A 12501-nucleotide genomic window follows, 5' to 3' on the forward strand; every position below is an offset into this window, starting at 1 on the left:
GCGAGCAGGGCAGGACCCGGGCTTCGTCGTAAGCGGCGATGCGCTGCGGGTCGAAGCCGTCGAACACGGCGCGGTAGTGCTCGCGCTTCTTGAGAATCGTCGACCACGACAGCCCGGCCTGCGCACCTTCGAGGATCAGCAGCTCGAACAGCGCACGCTCGTCGCGCAGCGGCACGCCCCACTCGTGATCGTGGTAGTGACGATACAAATCGAAACCTTCCCACCAGAGGCAGCGTGGCATCGGGCGCTCCTCCGCGGGAAAAGCCCCAGTCTAGCGCCGATCAGGCACGCCACAGGCCGACCGCCAGCATCGCCGCCGTCCCCCACATCATCAGCGCAACGAGTCCGTCAAGCGCCCGCCACAGCTGCGGCGACTGCAAGCGCTTGCCGATCCAGAGCACGGCGAGGGCGAGGGCGATGAACCAGACGACCGAGCCGCTGGCGGCGCCGGCGCCAAAGGCGACGTTGCCGGGGGCGTGCCAAGCCATCGACGCAGCGCCGATCAGGACGATGGTGTCGAGCCAGGCGTGCGGATTGAGCCAGGTGAAGCCGAGCGCGGCGAGCGTCGCCTGGCGCCGGGTCATCGCGCCAACGCCGGCTCCGTGCAGCGCATTCGCTTCATCCGAAGCCCCGGAACGGAAGCGCGCGAAGGCCCGCCCGCCATAGACGAGCAGAAAGGCGATGCCGAGGACCATGAATGCGGTCTGCAGCAGCTCGGCGCCGCTCATCAGCCGGCCCATCCCGAGGACGCCGAAGCTGATCAGGAGCGCGTCGGAAACGACGCACAAGCCCACCGTCAGCCAGACGTGCTGCCGGCGCAAACCCATGCGCATGACGTGCACGTTCTGCGGCCCGAGCGCCATGATCGTCGACAGGCTCAAGAGGAAACCTGCGCTGAAGGCGGGGGAAAAAGTGGAGGCGAAGGCGTTGATGGGCATGGCAGCGTGCTTTCGGGTGCATTCAAACGACGATTGATGCGGCAAGTATCGACCACGGCGCGCCCGAAACGCATCGATATTAAATTGAACTAGAATCGCTTGAATATTTCTTGATCGACACCATCCATGCTTGACGCCAACCAGCTCGAAGCCCTCGCTGCCGTGCTCGAACACGGCAGCTTCGGCGCCGCCGCCCGCTCGCTCAATCTGACACTGGCGGCCGTCTCACTGCGTATCCGCAGCCTGGAGACGCGGCTCGGCCAGCGCTTGCTGGTGCGTGGCAAGACCGTGCGCGCCACGCCGGCCGGACGGGTATTGCAGGGTCACGTGAAACAACTGCGGCTGATGGAGGCCGACCTGATCGCTGACATGCAAGGCGGCGAAGTCGATGCGGAGAGCGCCTGGAAAAGCCTCGCCGTCGCGGTCAATGCCGACTCGCTGTCGAGCTGGTTCCTGCCCGGCATGGCGGCCTTGCTGGAGGAGCACCGCATCCTGCTTGATCTGATCGTCGACGACCAGGATCACACGCACGAAGCGTTGAGGAATGGTGACGTCCTCGGCTGTGTCAGCACGCAAGCACTGCCGATGAAGGGTTGTCTGGCCGAACCGCTCGGCGTCATGCGCTATCGCTGCGTGGCCGCACCGAGCATTGCCGACCAGTGCGGAGCCACCAGCGGCGAGTTGTCGATCCACCGCCTGCTGGCGACGCCGGCCGTCATTTTCAATCGCAAGGACGGGCTGACCGACACGTTTCTCGCCAAGTACTATCACCTGACCAACCCCAACTATCCGCGCCACTTCGTTCCCGCCGTCGATGCCTTCGAGAGCGCACTCGAACATGGATTCGGCTGGGGCATGCTGCCCGAGGTCTACTTCTCCAGCCCGGTAAAGAACCTGAGGGTGCAGGACATCGCGCCCGGCCGCTTCGTCGACGTTTCCCTGTACTGGCACCACTGGAAGCGCGAGACAGCGTCGGCCGAGCGGTTGACGCGCGCGGTGATGCAGGCGGCCCGGTCAGCGCTGGTTTGACTGACGGCGCGCCGGTGCGCGCTTACTGCCCGAACTGCTCGTGCAAGCCCTGCACGACGGCGCGCTCGCCGCGCACACGGAAGAACGCACCTTCACCGTCCGCGCGCTCTTCGAGCACCTCGCAGTTGGCGTAGATCTCACCGCGTTGCTGCTGCGCCGACCAGGCCAGGAACAATTCAGCTTCGATCAGGTGCTGCTGGAAAGAGGCAACGATCACCTCGCGCAGGCGAGCGACGTCGTCCGGCCGGCGCGCGCTCATCACGATGCAATCCGGATACTGCGCGCGCAGCGCGGTTTCGTACGCGTCCTGCGCCGCGGCGTCGCCCACGTGGTCGATCTTGTTGAAGATGCGCAACCGCGGCACGTCGTGCGCACCGATTTCCTCCAGCACATGATCGGTGACCTGGAGCTGGCGTTCGAAGCCCACATCGCTGGCGTCGATGACGTGCAGCAGCAGCGAAGCGTCGAGCGCCTCTTCGAGCGTTGATTTGAACGACGCGACGAGGCCGTGCGGCAGGTTCTTGATGAACCCGACCGTGTCGCTGACGAGCACGCGCGGCACGCTCTCGGGATAGAGCGCGCGCACCGTGGTGTCGAGCGTGGCGAACAGCTTGTTGGCGACGAGCACCTCGCTGCCGGTCAGCGCGCGCATCAGCGTCGACTTGCCGGCGTTGGTGTAGCCGACCAGCGCCACGCCGGCCAGCCCCTGACGATCCTGCCGGCGCGCACGCTGCGTCTTGCGCTCGACGTCCATCGCATTGATTTCCAGTTGCAGCTCGGCGATGCGGTCGCGAATCTTGCGCCGATCCATCTCGGTGTGCGACTCGCCGGCACCGCGTCCGCCCATCCCGCTGCGCTGCCGCCCTTGCGGTCCGGCGAGCTTGGCCGCCTCGCGCAGGCGCGGCGCCATGTAGCCGAGGCGGGCGATTTCGACCTGTGCCCGCGCGGCACGCGAACGTGCGTTGCGGTGGAAGATCTCGAGGATGACCATGGTGCGGTCCATCACCTCGCAGCCGACCTCCAGTTCGAGGTTGCGCGCCTGCGACGGCGAGATTTCGTGATCGACCAGCAGGACTTCGATGGCCTCGCCGTCAAGGCTGACGGCGGCCGGCACCGCGTCATTCAGCTCGCTGTCGTCGCCCGGTTCGATCCCGTCACTGACGAAGCGACTGATTTCCTGCCGCTTGCCGACGCCGAGATAACCCGTCCGGTCAAAGCCGGCGCGCTTCTGAATGAAAGTGCGGACGACCTTGAACCCCAGCGTCTTGGCGAGTTCGCGCAGTTCAGCGATCGACACTTTGAACTCGTCGTCACTCACACTCGGCAACTGCACAGCGGCGATGACGGCTGGCAGGGGATTCTCAATGACTTCTTTGGGCATTCGGCAACGGCTTCTCTTGATAAAGGAAGCCGGATGGTACACGCCTATCGCCATGTCGGCGGTATTGATGCAGAGGAGGTTCCATGATGTTGGCGAAAGTCGCTGACAAGCGCCTGGTACCGTTCGCCCAGCGCCTGTCGAAGGGCGGGACTCCGTCGCCTCGGGTTCGTTCATGCCCTTCGGCAGACTCAGGACAGGATTCGACAAGCTCACCACGAACGGTCGATAGGTCGTCAGTTACGTGTACGAATTACAGCTGGAAGGCGAGCCAGAGCAGCAGACCTTCGGCGAGTTCACGCAGCATGGCCGGCTGGCTGGCAAGATAGGGCTTGCACTCCTGCCGACGCGCCTCGATCCAGCCGGCGAAGTCAGTGACCGCCTTGCGGTCGTAGAAGGCGACCATCAGCTCGTAGTTGAGGAAGAGGCTGCGCCCGTCGAGGTTGGCCGAACCGGCGAGCGCCAGTTCGTCGTCGATGACGATCGCCTTGGCGTGGATCATGCGCGGATGCAGCCAGACGCGCCCGCCGGCGGCGACGAGGTCGCGCAGCGAACGGTGGCGCACGAAGTCGGCGACGCGGTGGTTCGAGTGTGCCGGCAGCACCAGGTCGACCTCGACGCCGCGCCGCGCCGCCAGCGTCAACGCGGCGAGCAGCGCGGCATCCGGGACGAAGTACGGCGTCACCGCGAGAATCCGGCGCTGCGAGGTGAAGCAGCCGGAGATGAGCATGATGTGGATGGTGTCGTCGGTGCGGTCGGGACCGCTCGGCACCAATTGCGCCAAAGCGAGCGGAGCGCTGCCATCACCCGCCTTCTTCGACGCCTCGGGTGGCGCCTGCTCACTGGCGAACGCCCAGTCCTCCTCGAACTGCTGGCGCGCCTGTCCGGCGATCTCGCCGGCGAGGTCGAAGCTGAGGTCGAGCCACGCCCTGCGCCGCAGGATAGGGCGCGGGTCACCCTCGAAATACTCGGCAGCGAGATTACGGCCGCCGCACCACAAGTGCCTGCCGTCGGCGATCACCATCTTGCGGTGATTGCGCAGATTGGTCCGCCCGCGCTTGGGCGAGCGGAACGGCGGCACGAAGCGCAGCACCTCGACGCCGGCCGCCTTCAGGCTCTTCATGTCCGGATAACCGCCGATATAGATGCCGATGCCGTCGATCAGCAGGCGCACGCGCACGCCCTCGCGCGCGCGCTGCTTGAGGCGTTCGGCGATCTCGTCGCCGAGCACGTCGCGGCCGACGAGGAAGGTGGCAACCTCGATCGTTTCCTCCGCGCCATCGATCGTCGCGCGCAAGGCGTTCAGTGCCTGCGTGCCGTCTTCATGCACCGTGAGGTTTTCGTAGGCGACCGGATCGGGCACGCCCATGGCCACGCCAAGCTGCTGCACGCGCGCCGCCGTCGCATGCGTCTGGCCGGTCGAGGCTGCGACGCGATGTCGTCCGGCGGCGTGTTTTGCGGCGACGATCTTGCGGCTGCCGAAGGCGAGGTAGAGCGGCAGCGTGATGTAGGGCAGGAGTACGATGCCGAGCACCCACGAGATTGCGGCCGCCGGGTGGCGGCGCTGGTGCAGGCTGTGCGAGGCGCCGACGTAGATGATGAGCCCGGTGGCGACGAGCAGGAGGTCGATCACCCACCAGTAGGTCGCGGCGATGTCGCGGAGCGTGGCCAGCAGCCCGTTCACGCGCGGTCCCTCCGCGTGCGCCTGAGCAAGACATACAGCGCCCAGCCACCGAGCGCGACAAGCGCCACCGCGCAAGTCGCCACGGCATAGTCCGAACGAGAGGGCGTGGCCCGGGGTATCGCCGGGTCGGTGAGTTCGGCGGGGAAAGGCCGAGGATCGACCGGGATGATCTGCTGCTCGGCCGGGTTCTTCGGCAGGCGCCGCCGATACTCGGCGATGCTGGCGACCGGAAAATCGCCCCAGGCGCGGCTCGACGGAAACTGCGGAATGCGGACGAGAAGAACCTCTTCCACATCGTTCGCCAGCAACCGCTCGAACGGCGTCAGCCCGCGCGTCGTCCGACCGGATACGAGCTGCAGGAGATCGGCGCCGGCCTGCTCGAAGGCGAGCGCCGGGAGCAGGCGGGTGCGATCCTCGGTCAGGTAGTCGAAGCTCTCCTTGCCGCGGCGCAGGCTGGCTTTGGCCAGCGCCACGGCGGGCAGCGAGGCGATCGCCTTGATCCAGCTCGTCGCACCCAGTGCCGGAACGCGCCAGCCGAGCGCGCGCAGCGTGGACACGCTGATGCCGGTGCAGTTGGCGCCAGCGTGGTCGTAGCCCGCCGGGTTGCGGTAGAAGTGGTTGAAGGTGCGCCCGAGCGCCGACGCGAGATGCGCCGCCGTGCGCTCGTCGCGCAGCGTGGCGACGAGCATGTACGACGGCCGGTACCACGCCTGGCCGCTGTTCACGTCGCCGAGATAGCCTTCGAGCGGACGCATCGCGGCGATGATGCCCTTCTCGCTCTCGCTCGCCAGCGTGTAGAAGTTGGCGACCAGCCAGTCGTGCATTTCGCCCGACGGCCCGACGCGACCGGTGACGAGCGCGAAATGGCCGCCGTGCGCCTCATCGTCGTCCCCCTGCGCGCCGTTCAGTATCAGCGCGATGACCGGGCGGCCGGCGCGCCGATTTGCCGAATCCGCCGCGCGCTGCCAGACGAGGCGGGTGGAAAACGGGCTTTGCGCGCCGCCTTGCGGCGCTTCGCGGACAAAGTCGCGCAGCGCGCGCGCCGTCGGCGGCAGCGCTTGCAACGGCGCCGACGGATCGAGGCGATAGCCCTCGGGCCAGAAACAGTGCGCGACGAAGCGTTTCTCCAGCAAGCGCCCCGCCGTCCACTCGCCGTGCAGATGCACGACGCGGCGGGCGAAGAATGCAGAGCTGTCGGCGTTGTAGAACGCGCGATTGGCGGCGAGGCGCGGCGCCAGAGCCAGCTCCGCCAAGCCTTCCGGCGTAAGCAGGCGCTCACCTCCGTCGTCACCGACGATCATCCGGGCATTGCGCAAGACCGCTGGCGCGCCGAGCCAGACGAGCCCCGGAAGATCGCGCGCCGAACCCGGCGGCGTCGCCGTGTTCCACGCCCGAACGTCGTCGATCGACAGCTTGAGCGCATCGAAGCCGGCGACACTGACGCCGGCGCGCGGCACGGCGATCACCTCGGAGCGGAAAAACCAGAGCGCCTGCGGGATGGTCGGAACGGTGGCAAAATCACGATATTTCATCCGTCCGGCACGCCCCCCCGTCGTGACGACAAAATCCCCGGCCGGGAACAAGCCGTAAGCGGATGCAGTCTCAAGCGGGTTCGTTGGCGATGCAATCATGTTCATGCGCGGACCGGATGCTGAATCGGAGTCATCAGGATTCGTTCAACGCATTCTAACCACATTCTCACAGCATCCTCAGCGCCAACCGTCCGGCGCCATCATCACGGAAGACAGCCATGTACCACGGAGAACGACTCAACGCCTGGACCCACCTCGTCGGCACGATGCTCTCGATCAGCGGCGCCTCGGTCCTGATCACCCTCGCCGCGCTGATGGGCGACCCGTGGAAGATCGTCAGCGTCTCGATCTTCGGCGCGACGCTGATCCTGCTCTACAGCGCATCGACGCTGTACCACAGCCTGCGCGGACGCGCCAAGACGATCCTGCGCAAGCTCGACCACCTGTCGATCTACCTCCTGATCGCCGGCACCTATACGCCGTTCTGCCTCGTCACCCTGCGCGGGGTCTGGGGCTGGACGCTATTCGGCATCGTCTGGGGGCTGGCGCTGATCGGCATGCTGCAGGAGATCCGCCCGCGCTCGGAGGCGCGCATCCTGTCGCTGGTGATCTATGCCGTCATGGGCTGGGTCATCGTCATCGCCACCGGGCCGCTGCTCGACCATCTGGAAGCCACCGGCCTCGTCCTGCTTGCCGCTGGCGGACTGCTCTACACCGGCGGCATCGTCTTCTACGCCTTCGACGACCGCTTCCGCCACTGGCACGGCATCTGGCACCTCTTCGTCATCGGCGGCAGCCTGCTGCACTACCTCACCATCGCGCTCTACGTCATTTAGCGGCGGCACCGGAGCACCACACCTGAACACCGCGATTGACAGCTCGCCCCTCATCTCAATAGACTCCCCCCCGTTGAAGGTTCCCCTAACACGGGATTAATAGGGAATCCGGTGCCGAGTGCCGCTGCATCACACTCGAAATCCGGGGCTGCCCCCGCAACTGTAATCGGCGAATCTTTGCCCCATCTTGCCACTGGTGAAACACCGGGAAGGCGGGCAAAGCGTGATGACCCGAGAGCCAGGAGACCTGCCTCAGCATCCTTTTCACGTAACAGGGGCGGGGCGTCCCGGACGAGAGGCTTCATCATGCGCATTCCAGCTGCTGTGCCACCACACGGATCCGGGTTCCTGCCCGTGCCGCGTGTCGGCGTCCGCACGTCCGGCGTGGCATCGACTCTTTCCGCTCCCCGTTCCGGAGGAGCGAATCGATGGAAACCCAAGCCAGTCCCGTACTGCAACCCCGCAAGCTGTATCTTCCGGCCGGCATCATCAAGCGCGACGGCACGCGCGTCGTCTTCGAGATCCGCCGTATCGCCACCGCACTCGCGCGCGCCGGGCAGGCCGGCGGCGAATTCGACGACGACGGGGTAGACCACCTCACCCAGCGTGTACTGAAGGTGCTTCGGCACCGCTTCGCCGCCGCCGACCCGACGGTCGAACAGGTGCAGGACATCGTCGAGCAGGTGCTGGTCGAGGCCAATCACCTGCGCACCTTTCGCGCCTACGTCGCCTATCGCGACCAGCATCGCCGGCTGCGCGACGACCGACGGACCTTGATCGACGTCGAAACCTCGATCAACGAATACGTCGATCGCGCTGACTGGCGCGTCAAGGCCAACGCCAACCAGGGTTACTCGCTCGGCGGGCTGATCCTCAACGTCTCCGGCAAGGTGATCGCCAACTACTGGCTGTCGCACGTCTACCCGCCGGAGATCGGCCAGGCGCACCGCGACGCCGATTTCCACATCCACGACCTCGACATGCTCTCCGGCTACTGCGCCGGCTGGTCGCTGCGCCAGTTGCTGTACGAGGGCTTCAACGGCGTCGCCGGCAAGCCCGAGGCCGATCCGCCGAGGCATTTCTCCAGCGCGCTCGGGCAGATGGTCAACTTCCTCGGCACGCTGCAGAACGAGTGGGCCGGCGCGCAGGCGTTCAGCTCCTTCGACACCTACCTCGCGCCCTACGTGCGCAACGACGGGCTCGATTACGACGCGGTGCGCCAGGGCCTGCAGGAGTTCATTTACAACCTCAATGTGCCGTCACGCTGGGGGACACAGACGCCGTTCACCAACCTGACCTTCGACTGGGTGTGTCCGGCCGACCTGCGCGAACAGGTACCGGCGATCGGCGGCAGCGAGATGCCTTTCACCTACGGCGAGCTGCAGGCCGAGATGGACCTGATCAACCGCGCCTTCGTCGAGGTGATGAGCGCCGGCGACCGGCGCGGGCGCGTGTTCACCTTCCCGATCCCGACCTACAACATCACGCCGGATTTCCCGTGGGAGTCGGAGAACGCGGGACGCCTGTTCGCCATGACCGCCAAGTACGGGCTGCCGTATTTCCAGAACTTTCTCAACTCCGACATGCAGCCGAACCACGTGCGTTCGATGTGCTGCCGGCTGCAGCTCGACCTGCGCGAACTGCTGAAGCGCGGCAACGGTCTGTTCGGTTCGGCCGAACAGACCGGTTCGCTCGGCGTCGTGACGATCAACTGCGCACGTCTTGGCTACGTCCACGCGGGCGACGAGGCCGGGCTGTTCGCGCGCCTCGGGCTGCTGGCCGACATGGCGCGCGACAGCCTGGAGATCAAGCGCAAGGTCGTGCAGCGCCTGATGGACGACGGGCTCTTCCCCTACACCCGGCGTTACCTCGGCACCCTGCGCAACCACTTCTCGACGATCGGCGTGAACGGCGTGAACGAGATGGTGCGCAACTTCACGCGCGGCACCTCAAACACCTCCGACATCAGCCAGCCGGATGGCCATGCGCTGGCCATCCGCCTGCTCGACTTCCTGCGCGAACGGTTGCGCACCTACCAATCCGAAACCGGAAACCTCTACAACCTGGAAGCGACACCGGCCGAGGGCACCACGTACCGCTTCGCGCGCGAGGATAAGAAGCGCTACCCGGACATCCTGCAGGCCGGCACGGCCGGTTCCCCGTACTACACCAATTCGACGCAACTGCCGGTCGGCTTCACCGACGACCCGTTCGAAGCGCTGCAACGCCAGGACGAACTGCAGACGCGCTACACCGGCGGTACCGTGCTGCACCTCTACATGCGCGAACGCATCTCGTCGCCGGAGGCGTGCCGCAAGCTGGTGCAGACCGTGCTCTCGCAATTCCGCCTGCCGTACATCACCGTCACGCCGACCTTCTCGATCTGCCCCAAGCACGGCTACCTCGAGGGCGAGCACGAGTTCTGCCCGCGCTGCGACGAGGAAGCGGCGGCTCGCCGCAGCCACGATCTTCGGACCGTCTCACCCATCTAGATCTCAACTCATCGCCAAGGACATTCATGAACCCCATCCACTACTCATCCTTCAATCCCTACAACCTCGCCGACCACGAACGCCAGCGCTGCGAGGTCTGGACACGCGTCATGGGCTATCACCGCCCGGTCAGCGAGTTCAACGCCGGCAAGCAGAGCGAACACGGCGAACGGCAGCATTTCGACGAACCGTCCGTGCGCGAGTGACGCCATGACGACTGCTTGTCCGCTGAACGTCGGCGGCCTGACGCGCTTTTCGACCATCGACTACCCGGGCCACGTTTCCGCCGTCGTCTTCTGTCAGGGCTGCCCGTGGCGTTGCACCTACTGCCATAACACGGAACTGCAGCCGCGCGATTGCGCGATGGTGATCCCCTGGCAGGAGATCACCGAATGGCTGGACAACCGGCGCGGCCTGCTCGAAGCCGTCGTCTTCAGCGGCGGTGAACCGCTGCTGCAGCGCGGACTGGCTTGGGCGATGCACGAGGTCCGCGCGATGGGTTACCGCATCGCGCTGCACACCGCGGGCATCTATCCGGACCGACTGGCCGGCGTCCTGCCGCTCGTCGACTGGATCGGTTTCGACGTCAAGGCGCCGTTCTGCGACTACCCGCGCATCACGCAGGCACCCGACAAGCACAACGGCAGCGGCATCCGCCGCGCGCTGTCCTTCGTGCTCGCCTCGGGAAAGCCGCACGAGGTGCGCTGCACCGTCGATGAAGGCGAACTCGGTACCGACGACGCTGAACGCATGGCAAGGCAGATCGCCGAAATGGGCGTCAACCGCCTCGTCCTGCAACCCCGGCGCGACGCCAGCGGCCGCTCAAAGCCGATCAGCGAAGCCTTCGTCGGCGCAATGAAGGCGTGGATTCCGAACCTGGAACTGCGCTCGGCCTGACGATCCCGCGTCTTTTTTGAAAGGAATCAAGCAATGGAAGTGATACAAACCCTGTTGTTCGGCACCGGCTCGGCGACTGCCGCCTTCTGGATCGGCCTGACCGCCTTTGCCGGCGTCCTGCTCGGCAAGTTCGAAGTGCGCCGCATCCGTCTCGGCGCCGCCGGCGTGCTGTTCTCCGGCCTGCTGTTCGCGCATTTCGGCGCCAAGGTCGATCACCATGTCCTGCACTTCGTCCGCGAGTTCGGGCTGATCCTCTTCGTCTACGCCATCGGCATCGACGTCGGGCCGCGCTTTCTGCACGCCTTCCGCAGCGACGGACTGAAGCTGAACCTGCTCGCGGCCGGCATCGTGCTCGGCGGTTTTGCGATCGCCTGGGCGCTGCACGTCCATGGTGGCGTCGCCACGCCGGTCATCACCGGCATCATGAGCGGCGCCGTCACCAATACGCCGGGGCTCGGCGCCGCGCAGCAACTGCTTTCCGAATACGGCGGCGACAACGACGCGGCGATCGCCGGCATGGGCTACGCGCTGGCCTACCCGTTCGGCATTCTCGGCATCATCCTGACCATGCTGCTCGTCCGCCTGCTGTTCGCGATCCGTATCGACAAGGAGGTGGCCGACTACAACGCGCAGGTCAACAACAACGCGCAGAAGCTGGAGAGCGTCGCCATCACCGTCTCCAATCCGAACCTGATCGGCCACGAAATCGCCTATATCCGGCAAGTCATCGACGACGAGTTCGTCATCTCGCGCATCCAGCGCGGTGCCGAACAACTGATCCCGCGCGACGACATGACGCTCGTCGAGGGCGATGTCCTCTACGGCGTTTCGGCCGAGGATCATCTGGCGAACCTGCGCCTGAAGGTCGGTCCGGCCGAGATCAACCGCAAGCGCGAAATCGGCGGCGATCTGGCGATGTTCCACGTGCTCGTCACCTGCCGCAAGGTTGCCGGGCGCACGATCGAACAGATCGGCATCGGGCGCCGCTACGAGGCCAACATCACGCGCATCTTCCGCGCCGGCATCGAGATCCTGCCCACCTCCACCACGACGCTCGAACTCGGCGATACCGTGCGCGTCGTCGGCAAACGCGAACTGCTCGACGACGTGCGCAAGGAGCTCGGGCACTCGGTCAAGGAACTCGTGCATCCGAACACGCTGCCGATCTTCTTCGGCATCTTCATCGGCGTCCTGCTCGGCAGCATCCCGATCGCCATTCCCGGCCTGCCGGTGCCGGCCAAGCTCGGCATGGCCGGCGGGCCGCTGCTCGTCGCCATCTTCCTCGGCTACAAGGGTCGCATCGGCGGCGTCGATTTCTATATGACGCCCGGCGCCAACATCATGCTGCGCGAACTCGGGATCATCCTCTTCCTCGCCTGCGTCGGGCTTTCATCGGGCGCGCAGTTCGTCGACACCTTCAACAACGGCGGCTATCTCTGGATGCTCTACGGCACCGCGATCACCTTCATTCCGATCTTCGCCGCCGCCGTCATCGCGCGCCTGATGAAGACCAACTACCTGAAAATCTGCGGCGTCGTCTCCGGCGCCATGACCGACCCGCCGGCCCTCGAATTCGCCAACGGTCTTGCGCCGGTCCACGCCCAATCGACGGCCTACGCCGCGGTCTATCCGCTGACCATGTTCCTGCGCATCCTCTTCGCGCAGATACTTGTGCTGGTCACGCTTTAGGCGCGAACCTGGAACACCTTTTCGAC

The 12501-nt window shown here is 65.8% G+C and carries 11 protein-coding genes and 1 riboswitch; of the genes, 6 read left to right on the forward strand and 5 right to left on the reverse strand.

All coding sequences use genetic code 11. The features are described 5' to 3' along the window. Positions 1-241, reverse strand: a 241-nt coding sequence (locus KBA32_RS13750; protein ID WP_294359846.1) for a DNA-3-methyladenine glycosylase I, incomplete at its 3' end; no start/stop codon positions are given. A 40-nt stretch (positions 242-281) separates the two neighbouring features. Next, on the reverse strand, positions 282-938 hold the full coding sequence (locus tag KBA32_RS13755; RefSeq protein ID WP_294359848.1) for a LysE family transporter: 657 nt from the start codon (positions 936-938) through the stop codon (positions 282-284). A gap of 126 nt (positions 939-1064) precedes the next feature. Here KBA32_RS13755 and KBA32_RS13760 point away from each other — a divergent pair, with 126 nt between their 5' ends. After that, positions 1065-1967, forward strand: coding sequence for an HTH-type transcriptional regulator ArgP (locus KBA32_RS13760; protein ID WP_294359850.1), 903 nt, complete (start codon positions 1065-1067; stop codon positions 1965-1967). Positions 1968-1989: 22 nt separating this feature from the next. Here the strand turns inward: KBA32_RS13760 and hflX are convergent, their stop codons facing one another. The 3 genes from hflX to KBA32_RS13775 all read right to left on the reverse strand — a co-directional run bounded on the left by hflX (position 1990) and on the right by KBA32_RS13775 (position 6666). Further along, the gene (gene hflX / locus KBA32_RS13765) at positions 1990-3348 is read right to left on the reverse strand and encodes a GTPase HflX (protein WP_294359852.1); all 1359 of its coding nucleotides are present in this window, start codon (positions 3346-3348) and stop codon (positions 1990-1992) included. A gap of 250 nt (positions 3349-3598) precedes the next feature. Further along, a complete protein-coding gene (locus KBA32_RS13770; protein WP_294359854.1) occupies positions 3599-5029 on the reverse strand; it encodes a phospholipase D-like domain-containing protein in 1431 nt (476 codons plus the stop codon). Beyond that, positions 5026-6666, reverse strand: coding sequence for a hypothetical protein (locus tag KBA32_RS13775; protein ID WP_294359858.1), 1641 nt, complete (start codon positions 6664-6666; stop codon positions 5026-5028). Before KBA32_RS13775 ends, KBA32_RS13770 begins: the two co-directional genes overlap by 4 nt. 113 nt (positions 6667-6779) lie before the next feature. Between KBA32_RS13775 and KBA32_RS13780 the strand changes: the two genes are divergently transcribed. From KBA32_RS13780 to KBA32_RS13800, 5 genes are all read left to right on the forward strand, one after another. Next, a complete protein-coding gene (locus KBA32_RS13780) occupies positions 6780-7397 on the forward strand; it encodes a hemolysin III family protein (protein WP_294359861.1) in 618 nt (205 codons plus the stop codon). Positions 7398-7457: 60 nt separating this feature from the next. Continuing rightward, positions 7458-7667, forward strand: a riboswitch (cobalamin riboswitch). Positions 7668-7825: 158 nt separating this feature from the next. After that, positions 7826-9889 carry a ribonucleoside triphosphate reductase gene (locus KBA32_RS13785; protein ID WP_294359864.1) on the forward strand — a complete coding sequence of 688 codons (2064 nt, stop codon included), beginning with the start codon at positions 7826-7828 and terminating at the stop codon, positions 9887-9889. 26 nt (positions 9890-9915) lie between these two features. Next, positions 9916-10095: an anaerobic ribonucleoside-triphosphate reductase gene (gene nrdD / locus KBA32_RS13790; protein WP_294359866.1), complete on the forward strand. Its 180-nt coding sequence runs from the start codon at positions 9916-9918 to the stop codon at positions 10093-10095. 4 nt (positions 10096-10099) lie between these two features. After that, the gene (locus KBA32_RS13795; RefSeq protein ID WP_294359869.1) at positions 10100-10786 is read left to right on the forward strand and encodes an anaerobic ribonucleoside-triphosphate reductase activating protein; all 687 of its coding nucleotides are present in this window, start codon (positions 10100-10102) and stop codon (positions 10784-10786) included. A gap of 33 nt (positions 10787-10819) precedes the next feature. Beyond that, a complete protein-coding gene (locus KBA32_RS13800) occupies positions 10820-12475 on the forward strand; it encodes a putative transporter (protein ID WP_294359871.1) in 1656 nt (551 codons plus the stop codon). Positions 12476-12501 lie beyond the last annotated feature (26 nt).

It is taken from the genome of Propionivibrio sp., from assembly GCF_017995515.1.
Lineage (GTDB): Bacteria > Pseudomonadota > Gammaproteobacteria > Burkholderiales > Rhodocyclaceae > Propionivibrio.

Coding starts and splice junctions, on each gene's coding strand:
- hflX (WP_294359852.1), bottom strand. CDS start 3,348: ATGCCCAAAGAAGTCATTGAGAATCCCCTGCCAGCCGTCATCGCCGCT.
- nrdD (WP_294359866.1), top strand. CDS start 9,916: ATGAACCCCATCCACTACTCATCCTTCAATCCCTACAACCTCGCCGAC.
- KBA32_RS13775 (WP_294359858.1), bottom strand. CDS start 6,666: ATGAACATGATTGCATCGCCAACGAACCCGCTTGAGACTGCATCCGCT.
- KBA32_RS13760 (WP_294359850.1), top strand. CDS start 1,065: ATGCTTGACGCCAACCAGCTCGAAGCCCTCGCTGCCGTGCTCGAACAC.
- KBA32_RS13755 (WP_294359848.1), bottom strand. CDS start 938: ATGCCCATCAACGCCTTCGCCTCCACTTTTTCCCCCGCCTTCAGCGCA.
- KBA32_RS13795 (WP_294359869.1), top strand. CDS start 10,100: ATGACGACTGCTTGTCCGCTGAACGTCGGCGGCCTGACGCGCTTTTCG.
- KBA32_RS13780 (WP_294359861.1), top strand. CDS start 6,780: ATGTACCACGGAGAACGACTCAACGCCTGGACCCACCTCGTCGGCACG.
- KBA32_RS13785 (WP_294359864.1), top strand. CDS start 7,826: ATGGAAACCCAAGCCAGTCCCGTACTGCAACCCCGCAAGCTGTATCTT.
- KBA32_RS13800 (WP_294359871.1), top strand. CDS start 10,820: ATGGAAGTGATACAAACCCTGTTGTTCGGCACCGGCTCGGCGACTGCC.